Below are 17,715 nucleotides of genomic sequence, written 5' to 3' on the forward strand. Positions count from 1 at the left end.
GGCGTTCCGGACGCTGCCCATCCTGCGCCGGATGGCCGGTGCCCGACGTCGGGCCGGGGGACCAGCGATGCCGGGACCTTGGACCGAGGGCCCCGGATGGAGAGTCCTGGATGAAGAATCCGGGGACCCTGGGGACCCTGGGGACCCGGGGGCCGGGGGCCGGCTGCCGTATGCCCCGTCGCCCCACCCCAAAGGTGCCGCATACCGGACATATCATCCCCCTCTTGCTAGGTTCCCGGCATGACCGCCATCGCACCGACCGGCCACGGCGACGCCACCGGCCCCGGCGGGACGCGCGGGGTGCGCGGGGGCCGGGGGGTGGAGCTGTGCCTACTCGTCGGCGCCGTGCTGATCGCCGTCTACGGCTATGTCGCCGTCGGCCTCGCCCGGGACGGGGTGGTGCCGCCGGATGCCGCCCGGTACGGGGCGGGGCTGGGGCTGCTCGCGCTGCTCGCGCATCTCACCGTACGGCTGTGCGCCCGGTACGCCGACCCGCTGCTGCTGCCGATCGCCGTACTGCTCAACGGGCTGGGCCTGGTCCTGATCTACCGTCTGGACCTGGAGACCCCGGCCGACCGGGCGGCGCCCACCCAGCTGGTGTGGTCCACCCTGGGGGTGGCGCTGTTCATCGGCGTGGTGGCGGCGCTGCGCGACCATCGCGCCCTCCAGCGGTACGCGTATGTGTGCGGTGCGGCGGCGCTGCTGCTGCTCGCCGTGCCGATCCTCTTCCCCGAGGTGAACGGGGCCAGGATCTGGATCAGGGTCGGGTCGCTCTCCTTCCAGCCGGGCGAGTTCGCCAAGGTGCTGCTGGCGGTGTTCTTCGCCGCCTATCTCGCCGCCAACCGGGACGCGCTGGCCGCCCGGGGCCATCGCGGCCACCGCGACCTAAACGCGCTGCCCGGGGGCGACGGCGGACCGCTGGGGCGGATGCGGCTGCCGGCCGGCCGGGTGCTCGGGCCGGTGGTGACGATCTGGCTGGTGAGTGTGGGGGTGCTGGTGCTGGAGCGGGACCTCGGCACCTCGCTGCTGTTCTTCGGGATGTTCGTGATCGTGCTGTACGCGGCGACCGGGCGGGCGAGCTGGGTGGCCGTGGGCCTGCTGCTCGCCTCGGCGGGGGCGTTCGCCGTCGGCAGCACGGAACCGCATGTGCACGGCCGGGTGGAGGACTGGCTGCATCCCTTCGCCTCCATCGAGGCGGGGCAGGGGCCGGGCCAACTGGCCCAGTCGCTCTTCGCGTTCGCCGCCGGGGGGATGCTGGGCACCGGGCTGGGCCGGGGCGACTCGGTGCTGATCGGCTTCGCCGCCAAGTCCGACTTCATCCTGGCCACCGCCGGGGAGGAGCTGGGGCTGGTCGGGCTGACCGCGCTGTTCCTGCTCTACGCGCTGTTCGTGGCCCGCGGCTACCGCACCGCGCTCGCCCTGCGGGACCCGTTCGGGCGGCTGCTGGCCACCGGGCTCGCCACGGTGCCCGCGCTCCAGGTGTTCGTGATCGCGGGCGGGGTGATGGGGCTGATCCCGCTGACCGGGATGGCGATGCCGTTCCTGGCGCAGGGCGGTTCGTCGGTGGTGACCAACTGGATCATCGTGGCGCTGCTGGTCCGGGTCAGCGACTCGGCCCGCGCCCCGGACCCGCCGCCCACCCTGACCGGCGCCCCCGCCGCCGCCGTGGGTCGTGCGGAGGCCCGCCGGTGATCCCCTGTATCCGCCGGGCCGCCGGTCTCTGCCTGCTGCTGCTCGCCGCGCTGCTGGTCAACGCCGTCCGGGTGCAGCTGGTCGAGGCACCGGTGCTGGACAAGAACCCCGCCAACCGGCGGCCCGCGCTGGCCCGTTACGCCGAGCCGCGCGGGAACATCCTGGTCGGCGGGCGGCCGGTGACCGGCTCCCGGGACTCCGGGGGGCGGCTGCGCCATGAGCGGACCTACACCGACGGACCGCTCTACGCCCCGGTCACCGGCTACTCCTCGCAGACCTACGGCACCACCCTGCTGGAGCACACCGAGGACACCGTGCTGGCCGGGACCAGCGCCATGCTGACCGCGCTGCCGCTCTGGCGGGAGTTCAGCCGCACCCGCGCGCCCGGCGGGAACGTCGAGACCACCATCGAGGAACCGCTGCAACGACTCGCCTTCGAGGGCCTGCGGGGCAAGCGCGGGGCGGTCGCCGCCCTGGAGCCCTCCAGCGGGCGGATCCTCGCCCTGGTCTCCAGCCCCTCCTACGACCCGTCCGCGCTCTCCGGTACGGGGAGGGGGGCTACCGGGGCGTGGGCCCGGCTCAACGCCCGGACCGACCAGCCGATGCTCAACCGGGCGCTGCGGCAGACCTATCCGCCCGGCTCCACCTTCAAGCTGGTGACGGCCGCGGCGGCGCTGGAGTCCGGGGTGGTCGAGGACCCGGACGGCCCGACGGATGCCCCGGAACCGTATCTGCTGCCCGGCACCCGCACCCGGCTGCCGAACGAGGCGACCGGCTGCGGCAGGGCCTCACTGGCGTACGCGATCCGCTGGTCCTGCAACACGGTGATGGCCCATCTCGGGGTGGAGGTGGGGCTGTCCGGGATGCTGGAGGCGGCGGGGCGGTTCGGCTTCAACGACGGCTCGCTGCGGGTGCCCTCGGCGGTGGCCCGGTCCCACTTCGACCGTGACTTGACGGTGGACCGGCTGGCGCTGTCGTCCATCGGGCAGTACGACACCCGGGCCACCCCGCTCCAGATGGCGATGGTGGCCGCGGCGGTCGCCAACGAGGGCGAGATCGCCCACCCGTACCTGGTGGAGCGGACCACCACGGCCGACGGCGACACCGTACGGCGGCAGCTGCGCACCTCCTACCGGCGGGCCATGCGCCCGACGACCGCGCGGGTGCTCCAGCGGCTGACGGTGGAGGCGGTGGAGCGCGGCTCCGGCCGCCGGGCGGCCATCCCCGGGGCGATCGTCGGCGGCAAGACCGGCACCGCCCAGCACGGTATGGACAACATCGGCACCCCGTACGCCTGGTTCATCGGCTGGGCGAAGGACCCGGACGAGGTGCGCCCGGCGGTGGCGGTCGCGGTGGTGGTGGAGGACGCGGCGGCCAAGCGCCAGGACATCAGCGGCGGCGGCAGCGCGGCGCCGATCGCCCGCGCGGTGATGGCGGCGGCGCTACGGGGGCGGTGACGCGGGGGCGGCTCTCGCTTCAGCGGTACGCAGCCGATCGGGGCCGCCGCCGCCCGCGACCGGGGCGACTCAGCCGATCGGGGCGCGGGTCTCGGTGCGGATCTTCAGGGTGTCCTTGGCGGCCTGGGGCAGGTCGAAGTCGCCCGCCTTGCTGTCCAGCCGGGCGGTGTCCATGAAGGCCACGCCCGCCACGGTGTTCTCGTCGCCCCAGGCGCACATGGGGAACAGCACACGCTGGCCGGCCTCGGCCCCGGCGGCGGAGAGCACCGCGCACTCGACGGTGGTGTCCGCACCGGCCGGGGTGACGTCCTGGGCGGGCTGCTCCACTCGGGCGTTCTCCGCGGTGGCCGCGCCCCGCAGCACCGAGCCGCGCTCCTGGTCCGGCCGCTTGACCTGCCCGTAGAAGCCGGAGAGGACCACCACCTTGCCGCCGCTCGCGCCCTGCGCCGTGTACTGCCCGATGGCCGCGCCGTCGGCCCGGGCGTTCGACGTGGACTCCTGGGTCAGCTTCGAGCCCTCGGTCTTGCTCATGTCCTGGAGCAGGGTGTACTCGCCGTCCAGCAGGGTCTTGGGCACGGTCAGCTTGTACTCGGCGGCCGGGAAGGCGTTCGAGGAACCGCCGCCGGACGAGCCGCCGCGGGAGGAGTCACGGGAGGAGTCACGGCCGGTGCTGCCGCCGTCGGAGGAGCCGCGCTTGGCCGAGTCGCCGCCGTCGGCCCCGCTCACGATCATCTTCACGCCGTAGCCGAGGCAGCCGAGCAGCACCAGCCCGCCGATGACCAGCAGGGCCACCATCCCGCCCCGCTTCCGCCGCGGCGGCGGCCCCATCGGCCCACCCGGCCCGCCGTACGGCCCGCCTCCCGGGTACTGCTGCGGCACCCCGCCGTAGGGCCCCGGCGCCGGCGGCTGCCCGTACGGCCCGGGAGCCGGCTGCTGCCCGTAGGGCCCCGGCTGCCCGTAGGGCCCGGGCTGGGGCTGCCCACCGGCGTACGGGCCGTAGGGGCCGCTCGGCTGATGGGGCGGTTGGTCGGAGGGCTGGTGGGGCGGAGGCGGCGGCATGCTCATGCCGGTCAGACTATGTGACCGGACGGACGGCGATGACGGCCATGGGCGGTGATGGTCGGCCGGGTGGGCCGAGGCGGCTACGGCTGTGACGAGGAGGGCGGTTCGGCCGGGACGGCACCGGGGCGCGAGCGCGGGGCCAGGGCGCCGCTGCCGACCGGGCACGTCCCGTACGAGGAAGTCCCGCACAAGGCATTGACGGGCTTGCTGACAGGCAGTCTCATAAGAGGTGACCACCGGTAACTCCACCGATCCCACCCGACCCGCCGCGAGGTGCACACGTCATGACCGCCGTGACCGAACAGGACATCCGCCTGCTCAGCGACGCGCTCGGGCCGCTCCGGGACCGGGAGCAGGTGGCGGCCCGGCTGCTGGAGGCGTCCGCTAAGCACTCCTTCGACCCCGACAAGGAGCTCGACTGGGACTCGCCGCCCGAGCCGGGCAAGTGGTTCTGGCCGCCGGAGCTGCTCTCCCTCTACGACACCCCGCTGTGGCGGCGGATGTCCGAGGAGCAGCGGATGGACCTGGCCCGGCACGAGGCCGCCTCGCTCGCCTCGCTGGGCATCTGGTTCGAGATCATCCTGATGCAGCTGCTGGTCCGTCATATCTACGACAAGTCGGTCACCAGCAACCATGTCCGCTACGCGCTCACCGAGATCGCCGACGAGTGCCGGCACTCGATGATGTTCGCCCGCATGATCCAGAAGGGCGAGGCCCCGGCGTACCAGGTGCCCCGGGTCTACCACAACCTCGCCCGCTTCCTGAAGACCGTCTCCACCACCCCGGGTTCGTTCGCCGCGACCCTGCTCGGCGAGGAGATCCTCGACTGGATGCAGCGGCTCACCTTCCCCGACGAGCGGGTCCAGCAGATCGTGCGCGGGGTGACCCGTATCCATGTGGTGGAGGAGGCCCGGCACGTCCGCTACGCCCGCGAGGAGCTGCGCCGCCAGATGGTCACCGCCCCGCGCTGGGAGCAGGAGCTGACCAGGCTGAGCTGCGGAAACGCCGCCAAGGTGTTCTCCGTCTGCTTCGTCAACCCGCAGGTGTACGAGAACGTGGGCCTGGACCGCCGCGAGGCCGTCGCCCAGGTGCGGGCCAGCGGCCACCGGCGGGAGGTCATGCAGTCCGGCGCCAAGCGGCTGACCGACTTCTTCGACGACATCGGGGTGCTGCGCGGCCCGGGACGCGCGATGTGGCGCCGCTCCGGGCTGCTGGCCTGAAGCGGGGGGGCGGACCGGGTGCGTACGGCCTTCGCCCGCCGGTCCGGGGCGGGCCGGGGTTACGCTGCGGACATGACCAGTGCCGCCACCCCCGCGTACCGACGGCTCAGTGTCGAGGAGCGCCGTCGGCAGCTGCTCGGGGTGGCGCTGTCCCTCTTCGCCCACCAGGCGCCCGAGGACGTCTCGCTGGATGTGGTCGCCGAGGCGGCCGGGGTGTCCCGGCCGCTGGTGTACCGCTACTTCCCCGGTGGCAAGCAGGAGTTGTACGAGGCGGCGCTCCGCTCGGCCGCCGACGAGCTGGAGCTGTGCTTCGCCGAACCGCCCGCCGGGCCGCCCACCGAGCGGCTGACCCGGGTGCTGGACCGCTATCTGGCCTTCGTGGACCAGCATGACGCGGGGTTCAGCGCGCTGCTGCGGGGCGGCAGCGTGGCCGAGACCTCCCGGACCACCGCGATCGTGGACGAGGTGCGCCGGGCCGCCGCCGAGCAGATCCTCTTCCACCTGGGCATGCACTCCCCCGGGCCCCGGCTGCGGATGATGGTGCGCACCTGGATAGCGGCGGTGGAGGCGACCTCGCTGATCTGGCTGGACGAGGGCAAGCGCCCGGCCGCCGGGGAGCTGCGCGGCTGGCTGGTGGACCATCTGGTGGCGCTGCTCACCGCGACGGCCGCCACCGACCCGGAGACGGCCACGGCGGTCGCCGCGCTGCTCGCCCAGGAGTCGGCGGACGGCCCGGTCGGCACCCTGGCCCGCCGGGTGCTCCCGGTCGTGGCCGACGGGGCCCATCTGCTCTGACGGCGGCGGCCCCGGCTGACGACGACGGGGGCCGGGCCTGCGGTGACACCGGGCGACGGCGGCTGTGACACTGGACGGGTGCGTAGCGAGAACACCCCCTTCACCGGCGGCCCGCTGGACGGCGAGGTGCTGCCGGTACTGACCGGCCCCACCGGCCACCCGCCGGCCTGGTACCAGGTCCCCGTCCCGGCCGAGGACGGCGGCCCGCCCACCGTGTACGCCTACCGCCGGGTCGCCGCCGGCCACACCAGGCGGCTCGGTCTGCGGCGCGGCTGGAAGTACGAGTACGCCCCCGAGGGCCGCCCGCCACGCGAGATCCGCTGGCCCTGGTCGAAGCCGAGGCGGCAGGCATGACCGCACCGCTCGACCCGCTGGACCATGCGCTCGTGCAGGCCGCCGCGGAGGTGGCACGCACCCGCTGCCGGGGCGACGAGCACACCATGGCCGCCGCGGCCCGCGCCCGGGACGGCCGGGTCGTCACGGCGGTGAACGCCTACCACTTCACCGGTGGCCCCTGCGCGGAGCTGGTGGTGATCGGCGCGGCCGCCGCCCAGGGCGCGTACGAGCTGGACACGATCGTCGCCGTGGGCGACCGGGACCGGGGAGTGGTCCCACCGTGCGGCCGGTGCCGTCAGGTGCTGCTCGACTACTTCCCGGGTCTGAGGGTCATCGTCGGGGCGGGCGATCGGGTCCGGGCGGTGCCGGTGGCGGAGCTGCTGCCGGAGAGCTACGTCTGGGCCGATCATCAGCTCGATGCCGAGTGAAGGGGCCGTCGGCTGGGCGATGACGGCGAGCGCCCGGACGGGTGGCCGTGGTGGGCCGGGTGGCGTAGTCGAGCGCTAGTCATATGATCTGCCGCCGCCTGGTCACGCACCATCCGTGCGGAGGTGACGTGATGTCAGGAAGGCTTCTGCGGACGGTCTGCGCCCTCGCGCTGGCGGCCACCCTGCCGACCGCCCCGTCGGCGGTGGCGACGCCGGCGCCCGACCCGGAACCCGTTCCCTCGTGGACGGCGGAGGGGGGCGGGGCCCCCGAGATGGCGCCGGGGTCGGTGGCCGAGGAAGCGCCCGAGGGGGCCGCTGGGATGGCACCCGAGGAGGCGCCCGGGGCGGTGGCCCAGCTGGCGCCGGGGTCGGTGGCCGGGATGCTGGGGCGGTTGCGGACGCTGTACCAGCAGGCGGAGGAGGCCACCGAGGCGTACAACGCCGCCGAGGAGGAGCTGAAGGCCCTCGGCACCCGTACCGACGAGCTGACCGGCGATCTGACCCGGACCCGGGAGGCGCTGGCGCGCGGACGGGCCGAGGCGGGGCGGCTGGCCCGGGCGCAGTACCAGGGGCGTACCGCGCTGCCGGCCGCGCTGCGGCTGCTGTTCGCCCGCGATCCCGACCGCGCGCTGACCGAGAACCATGTGGTGCGGCGTGCCGCGCGGGAGCGGGCCGCGCTGGTGGCGCGGCTGGCCGAGGGCGAGAAGCGGGCCGGGGCGCTGGCCACCGCCTCCCGTACCGCCCTGGACCGGGAGCGGACCCTCGCCGCCCGGCGCAAGCAGGCCAGGGACGGGGTCACCGTCCGGCTGCGGGAGGTCGAGCGGATGCTGGCCGGGCTGTCGGCCGAGCAGGTGGACGGGCTGGCGGCGCTGGAGGCGGCGCAGACGGCGGGCGCCCAGCGGGCCCTGGTCGACGCGGGTGAGCTGGACCCGGACAGCGGGGCCGCGCCCTCCGCGCTCGGCTCGCGGGCGGTGGCGTACGCGGCCGGGCAGATCGGCAAGCCGTACCTCTGGGGCGCCGAGGGCCCCGGCTCCTTCGACTGCTCCGGGCTGACCTCCCAGGCCTGGGCGTCGGCCGGGCGGGCCATCCCGCGCACCAGCCAGGAGCAGTGGCGCACCCTGCCCCGGGTGCCGCTGCGCTCGCTGCGCCCCGGTGACCTGGTCGTCTACTTCCCCAAGGCCACCCATGTGGCGCTCTACCTGGGCGACGGCAAGGTCATCCAGGCGCCGAGGCCCGGCGGCCGGGTCAAGGTCTCGCCGCTGGCCGCGAACCCGCTGCTCGGCGCCGTACGCCCGGATCCGGCCGACCGCCCGCTGACCGGCTACACCCCGCCGGAGCTGCCTGCCGGGGCGGCGGCGGGCTCCGACGAGGGGTACGACACGGAGGGTGGGCCCGCCTGAGGCCGCGAGCGCCCGCGCGCTGCCGTCAGCCGGCGGCCGCGACCGAGCCGAGGTAGGCCTCGGCCTTCGCCGGCTCGTAGAAGAACTCCTCGAAGTCGGCCGGATCGTTGAAGCCGTTGGCGAACCGGTCGGCCACGGGCGGGAGCTGGCCGGCGGCGCCGATCAGGTTCCGTACGTGCTCGGGCGGGGCGGCCAGCATGGCGTTGGTCCACTTGGTGACATGCCGCGCGGTGTCCCAGTACCGGTCGAAGGTGGACCGCATCCACGCCTCGTCGAAGGGCGCGTCACCGTGCTCGACGATGGACTCCAGATAGGAGGCGGCGCACTTGGCGGCCGAGTTGGAGCCCTGGCCGGTGATCGGGTCGTTGGCGACCACCACGTCCGCGACGCCCAGCACCAGCCCGCCGCCGGGCAGGTGCCCCACCGGCTTGCGCACCGTGGGCGCGTAGCGGCCGGCCAGGGTGGCACCGGCGTCGGTCAGTTCGACCTTGGTGGCGCGGGCGTACTCCCAGGGGGTGTACCGCTCCATCAGCTCCAGGGTGAGCGCCAGATGCTCGGAGGGGTCCCTGACCCCCTGGAAGACATCCAGCGGGCCGCCCGGCAGCCCCTCCCAGAACAGGATGTCCGCGCGGCCGCTGATGGTGAACGTCGGCATCACGAACAGCTCGCCCACGCCCGGCACCAGATTGCAGCGGACCGCGTCGAACTCGGGGTGCTCGGGGCGCGGGCCCAGCCCGTGCACATAGGCCACCGCGAGGGCGCGCTGCGGTTCGGCGTACGGGGAGCGGTCGGCGTCCCGCTCGAACAGCGAGACCAGCTCGCCCTTTCCGGCCGAGACCAGCACCAGGTCGTAGGTGCGGGCGAAGTAGTCCAGGTCGGAGACGGCCGCCCCGTGCACGACGAGCTGCCCGCCGCGCTGGGCGAACACCTCCATCCAGCCGGCCATCTTCACCCGCTGGTCGACGGACTGGGCGTAGCCGTCGAGTCGGCCGACCCAGTCCACCGCCCTGCTCGCGTCGGGGGCGGCGACCGAGACGCCGAGGCCCTCGATCCGGGGCGCCTCGGACTCCCAGAAGTTCAGTCCGAGGTCGCGCTCGTGCTGGAGGGCGGTGTGGAACATGCACTGCGTGGACATGACCCGGCCGGACCGGATCTCGTCGGCGGTGCGGTTGGACATCAGGGTGACCTCGTACCCCCGCGACTGGAGGCCGAGGGCGAGTTGGAGCCCGGACTGCCCGGCTCCGACGACGAGTATCTTCCGCATCGCGGTCTGGTCTCTTTCTCTACGAAAACGTACGGGGCGAGTGCTACTCGGGGGTGGTCTCCAGCGCCCGGGCGACCAGCGCGAGCAGCGCCTCGACCACGGTGACCTTCCGCCGGGCGTCCATGACGACCACCGGCACCTCGGGCGGCACGGTCAGCGCCTCGCGGACGTCCTCGGCCTCGAACAGCTCGCTGCCCTCGAAGTGGTTGACGGCCACCACATACGGCAGCCCGCAGCTCTCGAAGTAGTCGAGGGCGGGGAAGGAATCGGTGAGCCGGCGGGTGTCGGCCAGCACCACCGCGCCGATCGCACCGCGCACCAGGTCGTCCCACATGAACCAGAACCGCTGCTGCCCCGGCGTACCGAAGAGGTAGAGCACCAGGTCGTCGTCGAGGGTGATCCGGCCGAAGTCCATCGCCACCGTGGTGGTGGTCTTGCCGGGCACCCCGGTGAGGTCGTCGGTCTCCTCGCTCGCCCGGGTCATCAGCGCCTCGGTCTGCAGCGGGGTGATCTCGGAGACGGAGCCCACGAAGGTGGTCTTGCCGACTCCGAAGCCGCCCGCGACCACGACCTTGGTGGCCACCGGCGCACGGGTGTGGTCGAGCTGCCAGGGCTGCACCCCGTCGTCGGGGGCAAGATCGGGGCCGGAGTCGGGGCCGGAATCGGAATCGGGGTCGGCGCCGGGGGCCGTGCCCGGCCCGGGGCGGTCCAGCGGCTGTATCTCAGAGACGGCGGAGGCCACTCAGCACCCTTTCCAGCAGCGCGCGATCGGGGCGGCCGGCGCCGTGGCCGGTGCCGTACACGCGGATCCTTCCCTGGTCGGCGAGGTCGCTGAGGAGGACCCGGACCACGCCCAGGGGCATCCTCAGCCGCGCCGAGATCTCGGCCACCGTGCGCATTCGGCGGCACAGCTCCACGATGGCCCGGGTCTCCGGCATGCCCCGGGCGGGGGCGGTCCGGCCGTCGGCCACCTGGGTCGCGTTGGTCGCGTTCGCCGGTTCCAGCGCGGCGACCAGGGTCTCCACCAGCAGGACATGGCCGAAGCGGGTGCGGCCGCCGGTGAGCGAGTACGGGCGCACCCGCGCGGGCCGCCGGTCCCCGCCGCGTACCGGCAGCCGTCCGGCGCCCGCGAAGGCCGCACCGATCGCGCCGACGGCGGTCACCGGGCCTCCCCCAGCGAGGCCGGCGACTGCGCCTGCGCCGATCCCGGTGATTCCGGGGACTCCAACGACTTGCGCAGCTCGCCCCGGACTTCGGGGGTGAGGACGTGTCCGGCCCGGCCGACGAAGAGGGCCATGTGGTACGCGACCACGCTCATGTCGCAGTCGGGGGTGGCGTGCACCCCGAGCAGCGAGCCGTCGCTGATCGACATGACGAAGACGCTGCCCTCCTCCATGGCGACCATGGTCTGCTTGACCGCCCCGCCGTCCATCAGCTTGGCGGCGCCGATGGTGAGGCTGGCGATCCCGGAGACGATGGTGGCCAGGTCCGCGGTGGAGCCGCGCGGCCCGGCGGCGTCCCGGGAGGGCAGCGGGCCGTCCGGCTCCTGCCCGGGCCCGGGCCTGGTGGGCGCCTGGGCGCGTCCGGTGAGGGGCCGGTCGCCGCCGGGGTCCGGCACCGGGTCGGAGGAGAGCAGCAGCAGGCCGTCGGAGGAGACCACGGCGACCGAACGGACCCCCGGCACCTCCTCGACCAGGTTGCCGAGCAGCCATTGGAGGTTTCTCGCCTCACGGCTCGGCCCGAACACGGCCGTTCCTGTCCCTGTGCTGGTGCCGGTCGTCGCAGTCAACCGCGTGCCTCCTCGACTGTGTCCCCCGTGTCCTCGGTGTGTACGGTCCACTCACGTGCCGCCGGGGCGGCCTGGCCGGCCACCGCTTCGGTGCCGCGCTCCCCCGCGATCTCGGCCTCCGCGTCCCGCCGCCCGTCCCTGGCGCCCTGCTGGAACCCGCCCAGCCGACGCCGCAGCGCCTCGGCGTCCACCCCGCCGGCCCGCCCGGCGGGCGGTGCGGACTGCGGTACGGCGCGGGGCGTCCGCTTGGGCAGCCCCTTGTCGGTGACCCGCTCCCACTTCGGCTCACGCGGTCGGTGGTGCTCGTCCTCGTCCGCCGGGTCGACGGCGGGCGTTTCCTCGCTCGCGGCGGCGGCCTGGGGGGCCTCGTCCGCCCGGGCGTGGGCCTCGTCCGGTGCCCCGGTGGCGGGCCGGGGCAGCCGGACCTGGAGGGTCGTCTCGGGCTGGGTGGTGTCGTGGGGTGCGGCAACGGCCTCGGGGACATCGGCGGCCCCCTCTGTGACCGACGCCTCGGCCGTCTCGCCGACCTCGTTGGCCTCCGACGTCTCGGCCGACTGGTCGTCGGCGGCCGACTCCTCTGCGGCGCCGCGCGCCTCGTGCCCGCCGACGACTCCCGGTGCGCCGGCCTCCGGGCGGGGCCGGGCCCCCGGCAGGGTGTGGGAGTTGGCCTCGGCGACCGAGCCGGGCTGTGCCAGCGCGGGGCCGGAGAGGTCGGCGGGGACGGACGGCGGCAGTTCGGCGGGCGGGGCCTCGGCGAGCAGGGTGGGCGGCAGCACGGTGACCGCGGTGAGCCCGCCCTGCTGCTGGGCGCGCAGCTCCACCCGTACGCCGTGCCGGGCCGCGAGCAGCGCGGTGACCCGCATCCCCAGCCCCGTACCGGAGTCGCCGTCCGGGTCCGCGGCGATCTCGGTGGGCGTCGCCGGGTCGGCCAGGCAGGCGTTCAGCTCGGCGAGCCGCTCCGGGGGGACCCCTATGCCGGTGTCCTCCACGGAGAGCATGACCTCGCCGCTCTCCAGCAGCCAGCCGGAGAGCTGGACCTTGGCGTCCGGCGGCGAGAACGAGGTGGCGTTCTCCAGCAGTTCGGCGAGCAGATGGCTGAGGTCGTCGGCGGCGAATCCGGCCACATGGGCGTGCGGCGGCAGGGACTGGAGGACCACCCGCTCGTACCGCTCGATCTCGCTGACCGCGGCCCGGGCCACGTCGACCAGCGGCACCGGGCCCTGGTGGGCGTGGTGGTGCTCATGGCCGGCCAGGACCAGCAGGTTCTCGCTGTGCCGCCGCATGACGGTGGCGAGGTGGTCGAGCCGGAAGAGGGTGGCGAGCCGGTCCGGATCCTGCTCGCGCTCCTCCAGCTTCTCGATGACGCCGAGTTGGCGCTCGACCAGGCCGAGGGTGCGCAGGGAGAGGTTGACGAAGGTGTGCTCGGCGGTGTCCCGCAGCCGGGCCAGCTCCGCGGTGAGCGCGGCCAGTTCGGCGGTGTGCTCGGCGGCCTCGGCGCGGTGCGCGGCCAGTTCGGCGGCGAGCGCGTCCCGCTCGCGCTCGGCGGCCTCGGCCCGCTTGCGGGCGGCCCGGGCGGCCCCGTCCCGTACCTCCGGAGCCGGGGCGGCGGCGGGCGCCGGGGCGGCGGCGGGGGCGGCCGAGGCCCGGTCGGCGAGGACGGCGAGCTTGCCGTGCAGGGTGTTGATCGACCGTACGACCTGCGCGAACTCGTCGTTGCGGCCGGTGAAGCGGACCGGCTCCTCGGTCTGCGGGGCGGGCGCCTCGGCGAGCCGGGCGGCGCCCCGGCGGAGGACCGAGAGCGGCCGGGTGAGACTGCGGGCGACGGCGGTGGAGATGGCGATGGCGAGCAGCAGCAGCGCGCCGAGGACACCGACCCGGAGCTCCAGGCCGGTGACGTCGTCGTCCCGCAGCCGCTCCATCCGGGCGATCTCGTCGGTGGCGAGCGCGGACTCCACCCCGCGCATCTGCTCGATCCGCGCGGTGAGGGAGGCGGCCAGGCCCTCGGGGTCGGTGCCCTGCTCGGACTCGCTCAGCTCGGGGCGGTCGGTGAGCCGGGCCAGGGCGTCCTCGGCGGCCTTGACCTCGGGGCCGGTGACGGTGGCGGAGAGCGAGTCGCGGGCGGCGGCGGGGGCGGTCTGCCCGAAGTCGCCGAGCGCGGCCTGTTCGCGGACCCGGGACTGCTGGGCGGCGGCGGTGAGTTCGTTCCTGGTGCGTTCGGCGGTCTCGTCGGCCGGGTCGGGCACCGGGACGAAGGTGCCGGTGCCCGGGTCGTAGACGGTGCGCCCGCCGTTCTTCCCGCCGTCACCGCCGGGGACGGCGAGCGCGGCGAGCAGCAGGCCGCGGGTGGCGGAGGCCTGGTCGGTGGCCTGGCCCAGTTCGGTGAGCGCGCGGGCGCCGGAGCCGGCCTCGGCGGCGCGGGCCGGGACGCGGTCGGCCAGTTCGGTGGAGAGCGTCAGCAGCCGGCCGACGACCTTGGTGTACGCGCGGTGGGCGGCCATGGCGGTGTCGGTGCCGGTGCGGGCGGTGCGCCGGATGTCCGGCACCCCGGCCAGTTCGCGGCGCAGCTCGGCCGGGGCGGCCGCGCGGATCTCGGCGATCTGCCGGTCCACGCGGGCGCTGAGGGCCGAGTCCACAGCGGTGCGCTTGGTACCCCCCGTCTCACCCTCGGGGGTCTTGCCGCGCCCCGCGGCGACATACGCCGTCATGTCGTCGCGCTCGTCGGCGAGGGAGTGGGCGAGGGTGACCGCCTGCCGGTTCAGCTCGGCCCGGGTGACCAGGCGCTGGGAGTCGTTGAGGTCCTGGGAGGCGGTGAGCAGCATGGGGGCGCCGGCGGCGAGGACGGTGAGGCCGGTGAGGGCGACGCCGATGACGAGCCGGCTCCGTACGCGCTTGCGGCGGCCGCCCGGTGCGTGGGGGTCGCCGGGGGTCTCACTGCGCTTCTGCACCGATGCTCGCATTCCTGGAATTCGTCCGCACAACTCGTCCGCAACAACTCGTTCGCACAGCTCATCCGCCCATGAGGTGGCCTGCCCCTACGGTCGTCCGGCCATGGGGCAGAAGGTGACGGCCGGTCATTCCCGGGCGTCCCACCTCTGGTACGGCTTCAGACCTTGGCAGCGCGGGCGCGGGGGGAGGCACGCGTCAGCCACTTGGCCACCTGAACGAGTGAACAACACTCCGGAGTTGGCGAACAACTCGGGGCGGTGCCCGGCGCGCGGGCGGCCGCGCACGCGGGTTGAAGGTCCGCGCGGCCTTTGGCAGGATGCCCGCCCGCAACCCGGCCGGTGACCGGCCGGTAGCCCCTCTCCACCCCGCTGACCTGCCGATACCCCCACCCGGCGGCGGCCGTGGCCCGCTGCGGCAGACTGCCCGTATGCACGCTGAACTCTCCTCGGCCCCGGCCGCCCCGGAACGCCCCAACGAGGACTGGGTGTCGGTGGCGGCGCCCGCGTCCGGCCACGGGGGTGCGCTGGTGCTGCTGGACGGGGTCACACCGCCGCTGGACGACGACGGCTGCACGCACTCGGTCCCCTGGTTCACCGCCCGGCTGGGCGGCGCGCTGACCGAACTGTGCGCCGCGCGCGAGGATCTGACCCTGCCCGAGATCCTGGCCGAGGCCATCCGCCGAACCGCCGACGCCCACCGCGCCACCTGTGACCTTTCTCACGTTCGTACGCCCCAGGCAACCGTGGTCGTGGCCCGCTGGGACGCGCTGGAGGTGGAGTACCTGGTACTGGCCGACTCGGTGCTGCTGCTCCGCTCGCCCGAGGGCGCGGTGCGGGCGGTGCTGGACGACCGGCTGGCCCGGCTGCCGGCTTCGGCGCTGGTCTCGCACGCGGTGGTCGACTCGACGGTACGCAACCGGGAGGGCGGCTTCTTCACCGCCGCCGCGGACCCCTCGGTGGCGGCCCGCGCGGTCACCGGGACCGTGCCGCGCGCTCAGGTCGCGGCCCTGGGCGCGCTGTCCGACGGGGCCTCCCGCTGGACGGAGGTCTTCGGCGCGGGCGGCTGGGCCGACTGCCTGGAGCTCCTGCGCACCGAGGGCACCCGCGCCCTGATCGCCCGGGTCCGCGCCCTGGAGGAGGCCCAGGACGCCCCGGTCCTCGGCAAGCGGCACGACGACGCCACGGCGGCGTATGTGGAGTGGTGAGCGGATCCTGTCGCCGGGCGTTCAGCCGGCGCTCCGGCCCTTCTCCGCGCGCTCTGTGCCCACCGCGGCCTCGTGAGCCGCGAGTTCCTCGGGGGTGCCGGCGAAGGCGGGACCGCAGTCCGCCGGCAGACGGTCCAGCACCATGGCGACGGCCTGCGGCGCCGTGGCGGCCGGCCCCACCACCTGGGTGCGGAGCGGCCCGGCAACGAGGTAGACGTCCCCATTCGGCATCACGTACGGGATGTCCCAGGTCCACCCCCATCCGGTGCAGCGGCTGAAGTGGAGCTCTCCCATCCCCGTCCAGGGAAACAGCTGCCGCAGCCGGGGCTCCGCGTAGGCCGCCTCCAGCAGTTCGGGGCGTACGCGCCCGTCGTCCCGTACCGCCTGCCAACCTGCTTCGACCGCGGCCTCGCACGCTGCGTCCCTGTCCATGACAGGATCCTCGCGCACCCCGGCCGTTCGGGCGGCCGCGCCCCGGCCTCAGTCCTCCGCGCCCGCGTTCAGCTGGTGCAGCAGCCGGGCCAGTTCGGCTACTTCGGTGCGGTCCCAGCCGGCGAGCTTGCGCATATAGCGGGCGCGGCGGGCCTCGCGGACGCGGTGGAAGCGGGTGCGGCCCTCGTCGGTGAGCCGGACCAGGGAGGCGCGGCCGTCGGCCGGGTCCGGGTCGCGGGCGACCAGGCCCAGGTCCTCCAAGGCGCGGAGTTGGCGGCTCATGGTGGCCTTGCCGACGCCGAAGTACGCGGCGAGGGCGGTGGCGCGCTGGGTGCCGGCGTCGGCGAGCCGGACCAGCAGCCCGTAGGCGGCCGGTTCCAGGTCGGGATGGACCTCGCGGGCCATCTCGCCGGACGAGGCCCGGGCCCGCCGCAGGAAGACCGCGAGCTCCCGCTCCAGCGCCAGAAACTCCTGCTCCTCCGCCGGGACCGGCGGCTCCCCGCCCGTCGCCGTACCCCGCCCCGTACCGCTCTGCTGCACCTCAGCACCCTTCGCGCGCTCCCGGCCCGCCGGACGTCCCCGCCACGGGCGGCCGTCCCCGCAGCGCGCCCAGTATTTCGCAGGCGCGGGCACTCGGCGTCCGCTCTCCCGAGAGCGCGAAAGGGATTCGGTCAGCCGGGCAGCGCGACGGTGAGGTCCACCTCGACCAACTGCCCCTCGAAGCCGAGCTGGGCGACCCCGAGCAGCGTGCTCGCGCTGGTGAAGGCGCCGCCGATCACCGAGCTGGTGAACCGCTCCCAGGTCTGCCCGAGTACGTCCTGCCGCGGGCTGCACACATAGATCACCGACCGCACCACGTCCTCCGGCCGCGCCCCGACCGCCTCCAGCGCCCTGAGCGCGTTCGCCGCCACCTGGTCGATCTGCGCCTCGATCCCGCCCGGCACGACCCCGTCCTCGGCGATCGGGCACTGCCCGGCCAGATAGGCGGTCCGCCCCGCCTCCACGACGGTGACATGGTGGTAGCCGGGTGTCCCGTGCAGGGCCTCGGGGTTGAGCCGGGTGATCCGTTCGCCGGGTGTCGTCATGCCCCGAGTCTGCCGCCCGGGCCCGCTTGGGCGCACCTGCTTTGCCGCGGGAGGGCCGTCGGCCGAAGATGTCGGCACCGTCGGCGCGGTGCCCGACCCGGGAGGAGACCCATGGACAGCGGCTGGGTGAGCAGGTCGATGCCGTACCTCGTGCCCAGGACGGCGGGCCAGGGGGACGCCTGGGGCGCGGAGGCGGCGGCCCGGGGCGGCAGGGGCGGACAGCGGATCGTGTTCGCGCACGTACTACCCCGTGGCCATCGCGCGCGGCACCGCGCTGGCCGGCACCGCGAAGATCAAGGGCGGGGCGGTGACGCTGCTGGCGGGCCTCGGGCACCGCGGGGTGCGGGTCGTGGAGGACGTGACGGCGCGGTTGGCGGACGAGGAGGAGCGGAAGGTGCTGGAGCTGCCGCCGCACCGGCCCGTACTCCGGCTGAGCCGGCTGACGCTCGACGCGGAGGACCGGCCCGTACAGGCGGATCTGATGACCATGCCCGCGCACCTCCAGCGGCTGCGCTACGAGATCAGGATCGAGTCCAGCGGGGAGATGTGAGGCGTAGCCCCCGGACACGTGCCTGACCCCCGGCGCCGTCCGCCGGGGGTCAGGG

The 17,715-nt window shown here is 74.8% G+C and carries 17 protein-coding genes and 1 pseudogene; 9 read left to right on the top strand and 9 right to left on the bottom strand.

Going from position 1 to position 17,715, the window contains the following annotated elements:
* The first annotated feature begins 240 nt into the window (after positions 1 to 240).
* Together ABZ945_RS10370 and ABZ945_RS10375 are read left to right on the top strand one after the other, a co-directional pair.
* Positions 241 to 1,692, top strand: a complete 1,452-nt coding sequence (locus tag ABZ945_RS10370; protein WP_361266692.1) for an FtsW/RodA/SpoVE family cell cycle protein — start codon at positions 241 to 243, stop codon at positions 1,690 to 1,692.
* On the top strand, positions 1,689 to 3,149 hold the full coding sequence (locus tag ABZ945_RS10375) for a penicillin-binding transpeptidase domain-containing protein (protein ID WP_361266694.1): 1,461 nt from the start codon (positions 1,689 to 1,691) through the stop codon (positions 3,147 to 3,149). The genes ABZ945_RS10370 and ABZ945_RS10375 overlap by 4 nt, the downstream gene beginning before the upstream one ends.
* Positions 3,150 to 3,218: 69 nt before the next feature.
* Here the strand turns inward: ABZ945_RS10375 and ABZ945_RS10380 are convergent, their stop codons facing one another.
* On the bottom strand, positions 3,219 to 4,214 hold the full coding sequence (locus ABZ945_RS10380; RefSeq protein ID WP_361266696.1) for a hypothetical protein: 996 nt from the start codon (positions 4,212 to 4,214) through the stop codon (positions 3,219 to 3,221).
* Between the two features lie 281 nt (positions 4,215 to 4,495).
* Here ABZ945_RS10380 and ABZ945_RS10385 point away from each other — a divergent pair, with 281 nt between their 5' ends.
* The 5 genes from ABZ945_RS10385 (at position 4,496) to ABZ945_RS10405 (ending at position 8,390) form a co-directional block, all read left to right on the top strand.
* Positions 4,496 to 5,431 (top strand): diiron oxygenase, encoded by a 936-nt coding sequence (locus tag ABZ945_RS10385; protein WP_361266698.1) that lies wholly within the window; start codon positions 4,496 to 4,498, stop codon positions 5,429 to 5,431.
* 72 nt (positions 5,432 to 5,503) lie between these two features.
* On the top strand, positions 5,504 to 6,226 hold the full coding sequence (locus tag ABZ945_RS10390) for a TetR/AcrR family transcriptional regulator (RefSeq protein ID WP_361266699.1): 723 nt from the start codon (positions 5,504 to 5,506) through the stop codon (positions 6,224 to 6,226).
* Positions 6,227 to 6,304: 78 nt separating this feature from the next.
* Entirely contained in the window at positions 6,305 to 6,580 is a 276-nt protein-coding gene (locus ABZ945_RS10395; RefSeq protein WP_361266700.1) for a hypothetical protein, read from the top strand.
* The gene (locus ABZ945_RS10400; protein WP_361266702.1) at positions 6,577 to 6,990 is read left to right on the top strand and encodes a cytidine deaminase; all 414 of its coding nucleotides are present in this window, start codon (positions 6,577 to 6,579) and stop codon (positions 6,988 to 6,990) included. The genes ABZ945_RS10395 and ABZ945_RS10400 overlap by 4 nt, the downstream gene beginning before the upstream one ends.
* A gap of 131 nt (positions 6,991 to 7,121) precedes the next feature.
* Positions 7,122 to 8,390 (top strand): C40 family peptidase, encoded by a 1,269-nt coding sequence (locus ABZ945_RS10405; protein WP_361266704.1) that lies wholly within the window; start codon positions 7,122 to 7,124, stop codon positions 8,388 to 8,390.
* 25 nt (positions 8,391 to 8,415) lie between these two features.
* Here the strand turns inward: ABZ945_RS10405 and ABZ945_RS10410 are convergent, their stop codons facing one another.
* The 5 genes from ABZ945_RS10410 to ABZ945_RS10430 form a co-directional block, all read right to left on the bottom strand.
* Complete coding sequence (locus tag ABZ945_RS10410; RefSeq protein ID WP_361266706.1) at positions 8,416 to 9,654, bottom strand: styrene monooxygenase/indole monooxygenase family protein; 1,239 nt, start codon at positions 9,652 to 9,654, stop codon at positions 8,416 to 8,418.
* 43 nt (positions 9,655 to 9,697) lie between these two features.
* Positions 9,698 to 10,273: an ATP/GTP-binding protein gene (locus ABZ945_RS10415; protein WP_361266771.1), complete on the bottom strand. Its 576-nt coding sequence runs from the start codon at positions 10,271 to 10,273 to the stop codon at positions 9,698 to 9,700.
* Between the two features lie 103 nt (positions 10,274 to 10,376).
* Positions 10,377 to 10,817, bottom strand: a complete 441-nt coding sequence (locus ABZ945_RS10420) for a DUF742 domain-containing protein (RefSeq protein ID WP_361266708.1) — start codon at positions 10,815 to 10,817, stop codon at positions 10,377 to 10,379.
* Positions 10,814 to 11,443, bottom strand: coding sequence for a roadblock/LC7 domain-containing protein (locus ABZ945_RS10425; protein ID WP_361266710.1), 630 nt, complete (start codon positions 11,441 to 11,443; stop codon positions 10,814 to 10,816). Before ABZ945_RS10425 ends, ABZ945_RS10420 begins: the two co-directional genes overlap by 4 nt.
* A complete protein-coding gene (locus tag ABZ945_RS10430; RefSeq protein ID WP_361266712.1) occupies positions 11,440 to 14,400 on the bottom strand; it encodes a nitrate- and nitrite sensing domain-containing protein in 2,961 nt (986 codons plus the stop codon). Before ABZ945_RS10430 ends, ABZ945_RS10425 begins: the two co-directional genes overlap by 4 nt.
* A 416-nt stretch (positions 14,401 to 14,816) precedes the next feature.
* Between ABZ945_RS10430 and ABZ945_RS10435 the strand changes: the two genes are divergently transcribed.
* Positions 14,817 to 15,593, top strand: coding sequence for a hypothetical protein (locus ABZ945_RS10435; protein ID WP_361266713.1), 777 nt, complete (start codon positions 14,817 to 14,819; stop codon positions 15,591 to 15,593).
* 21 nt (positions 15,594 to 15,614) lie between these two features.
* On the opposite strand, the gene ABZ945_RS10440 is transcribed toward ABZ945_RS10435, so the two are convergent.
* The 3 genes from ABZ945_RS10440 to ABZ945_RS10450 all read right to left on the bottom strand — a co-directional run bounded on the left by ABZ945_RS10440 (position 15,615) and on the right by ABZ945_RS10450 (position 17,110).
* Positions 15,615 to 16,025 carry a DUF6193 family natural product biosynthesis protein gene (locus tag ABZ945_RS10440; protein ID WP_361266715.1) on the bottom strand — a complete coding sequence of 137 codons (411 nt, stop codon included), beginning with the start codon at positions 16,023 to 16,025 and terminating at the stop codon, positions 15,615 to 15,617.
* 48 nt (positions 16,026 to 16,073) lie between these two features.
* Positions 16,074 to 16,490, bottom strand: a complete 417-nt coding sequence (locus ABZ945_RS10445; protein WP_361266773.1) for a MarR family transcriptional regulator — start codon at positions 16,488 to 16,490, stop codon at positions 16,074 to 16,076.
* A 206-nt stretch (positions 16,491 to 16,696) separates the two neighbouring features.
* Positions 16,697 to 17,110, bottom strand: coding sequence for a RidA family protein (locus ABZ945_RS10450; RefSeq protein ID WP_361266717.1), 414 nt, complete (start codon positions 17,108 to 17,110; stop codon positions 16,697 to 16,699).
* Positions 17,111 to 17,221: 111 nt separating this feature from the next.
* Between ABZ945_RS10450 and ABZ945_RS10455 the strand changes: the two are divergent.
* Positions 17,222 to 17,660, top strand: a pseudogene (locus tag ABZ945_RS10455) (UTRA domain-containing protein).
* Positions 17,661 to 17,715: the final 55 nt, after the last annotated feature.

This window comes from Streptomyces sp. NPDC046887 (assembly GCF_040644755.1).
GTDB classification, from domain to species: Bacteria; Actinomycetota; Actinomycetes; order Streptomycetales; family Streptomycetaceae; genus Streptomyces; species Streptomyces lichenis.

Excerpts from the sequence above, each read along its gene's own strand:
- ABZ945_RS10370 (WP_361266692.1), top strand. The coding sequence starts at position 241 with ATGACCGCCATCGCACCGACCGGCCACGGCGACGCCACCGGCCCCGGC.
- ABZ945_RS10380 (WP_361266696.1), bottom strand. The coding sequence starts at position 4,214 with ATGAGCATGCCGCCGCCTCCGCCCCACCAGCCCTCCGACCAACCGCCC.
- ABZ945_RS10385 (WP_361266698.1), top strand. The coding sequence starts at position 4,496 with ATGACCGCCGTGACCGAACAGGACATCCGCCTGCTCAGCGACGCGCTC.
- ABZ945_RS10390 (WP_361266699.1), top strand. The coding sequence starts at position 5,504 with ATGACCAGTGCCGCCACCCCCGCGTACCGACGGCTCAGTGTCGAGGAG.
- ABZ945_RS10400 (WP_361266702.1), top strand. The coding sequence starts at position 6,577 with ATGACCGCACCGCTCGACCCGCTGGACCATGCGCTCGTGCAGGCCGCC.
- ABZ945_RS10405 (WP_361266704.1), top strand. The coding sequence starts at position 7,122 with ATGTCAGGAAGGCTTCTGCGGACGGTCTGCGCCCTCGCGCTGGCGGCC.
- ABZ945_RS10410 (WP_361266706.1), bottom strand. The coding sequence starts at position 9,654 with ATGCGGAAGATACTCGTCGTCGGAGCCGGGCAGTCCGGGCTCCAACTC.
- ABZ945_RS10430 (WP_361266712.1), bottom strand. The coding sequence starts at position 14,400 with ATGCGAGCATCGGTGCAGAAGCGCAGTGAGACCCCCGGCGACCCCCAC.
- ABZ945_RS10435 (WP_361266713.1), top strand. The coding sequence starts at position 14,817 with ATGCACGCTGAACTCTCCTCGGCCCCGGCCGCCCCGGAACGCCCCAAC.
- ABZ945_RS10440 (WP_361266715.1), bottom strand. The coding sequence starts at position 16,025 with ATGGACAGGGACGCAGCGTGCGAGGCCGCGGTCGAAGCAGGTTGGCAG.
- ABZ945_RS10450 (WP_361266717.1), bottom strand. The coding sequence starts at position 17,110 with ATGACGACACCCGGCGAACGGATCACCCGGCTCAACCCCGAGGCCCTG.